Annotated in this window: 3 protein-coding genes and 1 pseudogene; 1 reads left to right on the top strand and 3 read right to left on the bottom strand. The window is 52.7% G+C overall.

The window, feature by feature from the left end; translation table 11 throughout:
• Positions 1-596: 596 nt before the first annotated feature.
• Complete coding sequence (gene uvrB / locus ACSZPU_RS22195) at positions 597-2,618, top strand: excinuclease ABC subunit UvrB (RefSeq protein WP_499003221.1); 2,022 nt, start codon at positions 597-599, stop codon at positions 2,616-2,618.
• Positions 2,619-2,808: 190 nt separating this feature from the next.
• On the opposite strand, the gene pmrB is transcribed toward uvrB, so the two are convergent.
• The 3 genes and pseudogenes from pmrB to eptA form a co-directional block, all read right to left on the bottom strand.
• A complete protein-coding gene (pmrB, locus tag ACSZPU_RS22190; protein ID WP_499003219.1) occupies positions 2,809-3,888 on the bottom strand; it encodes a two-component system sensor histidine kinase PmrB in 1,080 nt (359 codons plus the stop codon).
• A gap of 2 nt (positions 3,889-3,890) precedes the next feature.
• Positions 3,891-4,562, bottom strand: coding sequence for a two-component system response regulator PmrA (gene pmrA / locus ACSZPU_RS22185; protein WP_499003216.1), 672 nt, complete (start codon positions 4,560-4,562; stop codon positions 3,891-3,893).
• Positions 4,559-6,200, bottom strand: a pseudogene (gene eptA, locus ACSZPU_RS22180) (phosphoethanolamine transferase EptA). The gene pmrA and the pseudogene eptA overlap by 4 nt, the downstream one beginning before the upstream one ends.
• Between the last annotated feature and the right edge of the window lie 122 nt (positions 6,201-6,322).

Raw genomic sequence — 6,322 nt, 5'->3', positions numbered from 1 at the left:
AGTCATGATAATAGGGCCTTCTGATTAGAAGGCCCTATTATCAATGATTTTTATCCTCGTGACGACACTATCTAGCAGATATTCTGCAAAAATAAGCGAGAAAAATTTTTTACCAGCCTCCTGGAGGCTGCCGCTTCGTTTTTGGCGACTGGCGAGACGCATGGGCTGGAAGCAGTTATCCACTATTCCTGTGGATAACCTTGTGCATTAGAGTTAGAAAAAGTGCGACAAGCGAGTAAATACGCGGCCTGCGCCTGAATTGGTGTGAAACGCGTCTTTTTAAAGATATCTATATTTTACAAATAGTTAAATAAAAGCAATCCTTGTAAGAAATCTGTCACCCGTTGCCACAAAACTTTCATTACTGAACTTGACAAGTGTTAAAAAAGGAAATGTTCTGGGGATAACCCATTTTTGCTGGTGTTTTATACTGTCCGGATTGATTTTCGGGGTGCGCACAGGATGTCGGAGCTGTGGGTAGAACAGATTCCTGATTATGCTACTGTTTTTTCATCCAGTATTATTTATTGGCAAATCCCGCCGTGGTGAGTAAAATTACTTTCCTCCCCGCTCATTCCTTCATCAGGTAGCCGTTCATGAGTAAACCGTTCACACTGCGTTCCGCTTTTCGTCCCTCCGGCGATCAGCCAGAAGCCATTCGTCGCCTGGAAGAAGGGCTCGAAGACGGCCTGGCCCATCAGACATTGCTGGGGGTGACCGGGTCAGGGAAAACGTTCACCGTGGCGAACGTGATTGCCGATTTGCAGCGCCCGACGATGGTGCTGGCACCCAACAAGACACTTGCGGCGCAGCTGTATGGTGAAATGAAAGAGTTCTTCCCCGATAACGCGGTGGAATATTTCGTCTCGTACTACGACTACTACCAGCCGGAAGCCTATGTGCCGAGTTCCGACACCTTTATTGAAAAGGACGCCTCGGTAAACGAACACATCGAGCAGATGCGTCTGTCGGCAACCAAGGCGCTGCTTGAGCGTCGTGATGTCATTGTGGTGGCTTCGGTTTCCGCGATTTACGGTCTGGGCGATCCGGACCTGTACCTCAAGATGATGCTGCACCTGACGAAAGGGATGATCATCGATCAGCGCTCCATATTGCGCCGTCTGGCTGAACTGCAGTACACCCGTAATGACCAGGCGTTTCAGCGCGGGACCTTCCGCGTGCGCGGCGAAGTGATCGATATCTTCCCGGCGGAATCGGACGATATTGCCCTGCGCGTTGAGCTGTTTGATGAAGAGGTCGAACGCCTGTCGCTGTTTGACCCGCTGACCGGGCACGTTGAATCGACCATCCAGCGCTTTACCGTCTATCCCAAAACGCACTACGTGACGCCGCGCGAGCGCATCATTCAGGCGATGGAAGAGATCAAAGTCGAGCTGGCCGACCGCCGCAAAGTGCTGCTGGAGAATAACAAGCTGCTGGAAGAGCAGCGCCTGAGCCAGCGCACCCAGTTCGATCTGGAGATGATGAACGAGCTGGGCTACTGCTCCGGTATCGAAAACTATTCCCGCTACCTTTCCGGACGTGGGCCGGGCGAGCCGCCGCCCACGTTGTTTGATTACCTTCCGGCGGATGGCCTGCTGGTGATTGATGAATCCCACGTCACCATTCCGCAAATCGGCGGGATGTTCCGCGGCGACCGCGCGCGTAAAGAGACGCTGGTGGAGTACGGCTTCCGTCTGCCATCCGCGCTGGATAACCGTCCGCTGAAATTTGAAGAGTTCGAAGGGCTGGCGCCGCAAACGATTTATGTGTCGGCGACGCCGGGTAATTACGAGCTGGAGAAATCCGGCGGTGAGGTGATTGACCAGGTGGTTCGCCCGACCGGGCTGCTTGATCCCATTATAGAAGTGCGCCCGGTGGCCACCCAGGTGGACGATCTGCTCTCTGAAATCCGCAAACGCGCCGCCATTAACGAGCGCGTTCTGGTCACCACGCTGACCAAACGCATGGCGGAGGATTTGACCGAATACCTGGAAGAACACGGCGAGCGGGTGCGTTACCTGCACTCAGATATCGATACGGTTGAACGTATGGAGATCATCCGCGATTTACGCCTTGGCGAGTTCGATGTGCTGGTGGGCATCAACTTGCTGCGTGAGGGGCTGGATATGCCAGAAGTCTCGCTGGTGGCGATTCTGGACGCGGATAAAGAAGGGTTCCTGCGTTCTGAGCGCTCGCTGATTCAGACCATTGGTCGCGCGGCGCGTAATATCAACGGCAAGGCGATTCTTTACGGCGACAAAATAACCCCGTCGATGGCGAAAGCGATGGGTGAAACCGAGCGTCGCCGTGAGAAACAGCAGCAGTACAATGAAGAACACGGTATTACCCCGCAGGGCCTGAATAAGAAAGTGGTGGATATTCTGAGCCTCGGCGAGAGCCTGGCGAAGACCCGTGGCAAAGGTCGAGGCAAGTCGCGGACTCCGGCCCAGGTGGAAGCCGCAGAGCTGGCGTTGACCCCGAAAGCGCTAGAGCAAAAAATCCACGAGCTGGAAGGGCAAATGATGCAGCACGCGCAGAATCTCGAGTTCGAAGAGGCGGCAAAATGTCGCGATCAACTGCATCAACTACGGGAGTTGTTTATTGCGGCCTCATGATATGAATTAGGTCACGAAAATCATCTGTGGGTCTTAATGTTCGCTTAATGAAAGACGATTACTCTCCTGTGAACAATCAGGAGAGTGTCCATGCAAAAAGAAAATCTGGCTCAGTATCTGACCGTTGCCCTGTCCCTGGCGATCGTTATTGGTTTTGCCCATCTCTGGGTACTGACCTACTAAGGCTTTATTAACGCGCGATCGGGTTGAGTTTTACCCATGCGCGAACCCCCGGGCCGGGCTGGCGGTTATGTAAAAAGAATTGCGCGTCGTGCAGTTGGGCGATTCGTGAAACGATACTCAATCCAAGCCCTGAGCCACCGTAGCGACTGTCCATTCGCACAAACGCTTTACTCAACTCTCCGCTGCGAGATTCATCCACCCCTGGACCTTCATCTTCCACCGACAATACGGGCGTCTGTCCGCCGACCAGGGTGACGGTAATGGTGGTGCCTGCCGGGCTGTAGCGATGGGCGTTCTCCACCAGATTGCGCAGCAATACCTGCAACAACGTGGCATCACCTGCGACCGCGATATCGTCTGCAATCTCCGGTAACTGCAAATGCCGCTGTCGGGTTTGCAGCATTCTTTCCAGCTCGCTGTGGACAGGGGTTATCACATCTTCCATCAGCATCACCTGCTTATAGCTGCCTGCGGAAAAAGATTGCCCAACGCGAGCGAGTTGTAACAGCTGGGCAATGTTTTCGGTCATCTGATCCAGGCGCTGGAGCAGCGGGGCGACATCCAGAGCATGGCTTTTTGCCATCAGCTCCAGGTGCAGGCGTAGCCCCGCCAGCGGCGTTCGCAGTTCATGGGCAACATCGGCGGTAAACAGGCGTTCACGATCCAGGGTTATCGTCAGGCGCGACACCAGTTGATTAATGGCGTCCGCAACGGCTTGTACCTCGCTGACAGAGTTCTCGAGCTCAATGGGCTCAAGGTTGCCCGGCGTGCGCGCTTCCAGCTCTCGTTGGAGTTCGGAAAGCGGGCGGGTAATGGTTTTCAGCGCTTTAAAACACAGCAGCAGGGCAAGGCCAATAATCAGCAGGCTGGGTACCAGCAGGCTGGCGACCGCCTCGTGAACCTCATGCTGGATCTGCTTGTGGTTATTATGGCTGTGAATGGCGCTTTCAACGAGCAGCTCGATTTGCTCTTTGCTCTCATGCCATAGCCATAGCACGCTGACCAGCTGGCAAACCACCAGAATGACCCCGACGGTCAGCAGCAGACGGCTTCGCATCGACCAACCTTTGACCTGTAATATCGCCATGCTTATTCCTGTTTATCGGCGTTGATCAACATGTACCCGTAGCCGCGCACGGTACGGATACGCGATTTGCCGATTTTGTCACGCAGGTTATGGATATGCACTTCCAGCGTATTGGTGGCCGGTTCGTTATCCCAGTTGTAAATGTCGTTATAGAGGATCTTGCGGTGCACCGGCGTGCCGACTTTCATCAACAGGCGCGACAGCAACGCGTACTCTTTAGGCGTCAGCTCCAGCATTTCTTCACTGAGCCACACCTGGCGACGGGTTAAATTCAGCCGCAGGTTTCCATTACTTAATTCGTTATCCGCCTGATTGTTATGACGACGCAGCAGGGCGCGAATCCGCGCGTTAAGCTCCTCCAGCGCGAAGGGCTTAATCAGATAATCATCGGCACCGGTATCCAGCCCGGTAATACGATCGGAGAGCGTGTCCCTGGCGGTAAGAATTAATACCGGCAGGGTGAATTTCTCGCGGCGCACGCGCTCCAGGAAGTGGAGACCATCTTCATCCGGCAGGCCGAGGTCGAGCACCATCAGGCTGTAGTGCCCGGTTGCCAGACTCAGGCCGGCTTCATGTGCGGTGGATACGCCATCGCAGGCGTATCCTTCACTTTGCATGGACAGTATCAGGCCCTGTAATAACAACGCATCATCTTCTACGACCAGAATTTTCATTTCTGCTCTCCACGACAGGCGGTCAAAATATCATCTTGCGCACGGTATTCCTTCGTATTGACCCCTGTAATACCCAGCATGGTCAAGAAGAGATTATCCTGCGAAAAGTTCTTCTGCTGTGCCTCTTTTTGCAGGCACTGGTTTTCTACGCCGTAACGCTTTTGATAATCCTCAGACAGCCAAACTAACATCGGAATATGTTTTGCGTTTCCGGGGCTATGGAATAAGGCAAACCGTGTAAATACACACCATCTTCCCCCAGCGATTCACCGTGATCGGAAAGGTAAATCAGGCTGGTGGTAAATTTATCCTGCTTTGATTGCAGCAATTTAATGGCTTTGTCGACAATATAATCAATATACAAAATGGTGTTGTCGTAGGTATTCACCAGTTGCTCCCGCGTACAGGTCTGAATCTGACTGGTATTGCAGGTCGGGGTGAATTTACGAAACGCCGCCGGATAACGGTTGTAATACGTTGGTCCGTGGCTACCAATGGTGTGCAATACAATGACGCCGTCTTGTTGCAGATTATTGATATAGTCCTCGAGCTGATGAAATAACGCTCATCCTGGCATTCACCGTCAATACACAGTCCCGGCAAATTCAGTGAGGTCACGTCCTGATGGGGAACGCGATCGCAGGCGCCTTTACAGCCACCGTCGTTTTCATTCCACAGCACCTGAATACCGGCGCGCTGAATAATATCCAGCAGCCCTTCCTGATGATGGGCCAGCTCTTCGTCGTAATTCTGTCGCGGCATATTAGAGAACATGCAGGGCACGGAAATGGCCGTTGCCGTCCCGCAGGACGTGGTGTTCGGGAAATAGACCACGTTATCTTCTTTTAAGCGCGGGTTCGTCTCATGCTGATAGCCGCCCAGTGAAAAGTTGGCGGCACGCGAGGTTTCACCGACGATGAGGATAGTCAGATTTTTACGTGGGCCATTCTGCATTTGCGCTCGTTGCTGCGCGTCTTCACCGATACGAACCAGCGGCAAATTGTCCATACGATGGTGACTATACCAGGACCAGCCTGCCGTAATGCTGTTTGACGGGCTCAGCGATTTCACCAGTTCTTTATTATTGCGAAACAGCGAGGCGTAATCTTTATAGAATAACAGCGCGACGATAACGATCAGCAGCGCGGAAATCGCAATGCTCGCAACGCGGCCCATAATACTGCGCCAGGCAGAAAGCGGCGCTTTGATTTTAATCCACCAGGCGACCAGCACCATTAATACGCCCGAGGTCAACAGTACCACGATCATGCGCGGTGACAGCAGAGCGAAACTCTCTGCCGGGGTGGTATCCAGAATATTGGTCACCATTGAGCGGTCGATAATGATGCCAAAATTCATGATGAAATATTGCGCCACCGCGCAGACCAGCACAAACAGGCTGATGGTCAGTCGGTCAAGGCGTAAAAACGAGGCCAGCGTCAGTACGATATTAATGACGCTGAATGCCACGACGGGCATGGAGGCAAAGACCAGCGCGTTATGCAGTGAGTCTACCGGCAATAAGCTAAATGCCTGGCGATAGAACGCGATGTTTAATACCAGCGCGATATAGAGCGCAAAGAAAATCAAAAAACTCAGTCGGCTTAAGGTCGGCCGTGGAAGACGAAAAATAGGCATGACAACGATCCTGACAAAGACAGGATTATTATTCTGGACAAGGATCTTTAGATAGTGTCGTCACGAGGATAAAAATCATTGATAATAGGGCCTTCTAATCAGAAGGCCCTATTATCATGACT

It is taken from the genome of Phytobacter sp. V69, assembly GCF_965644215.1.
Classification (GTDB): domain Bacteria; phylum Pseudomonadota; class Gammaproteobacteria; order Enterobacterales; family Enterobacteriaceae; genus Phytobacter.
This window is presented reverse-complemented; position numbering and strand designations above follow the sequence as displayed.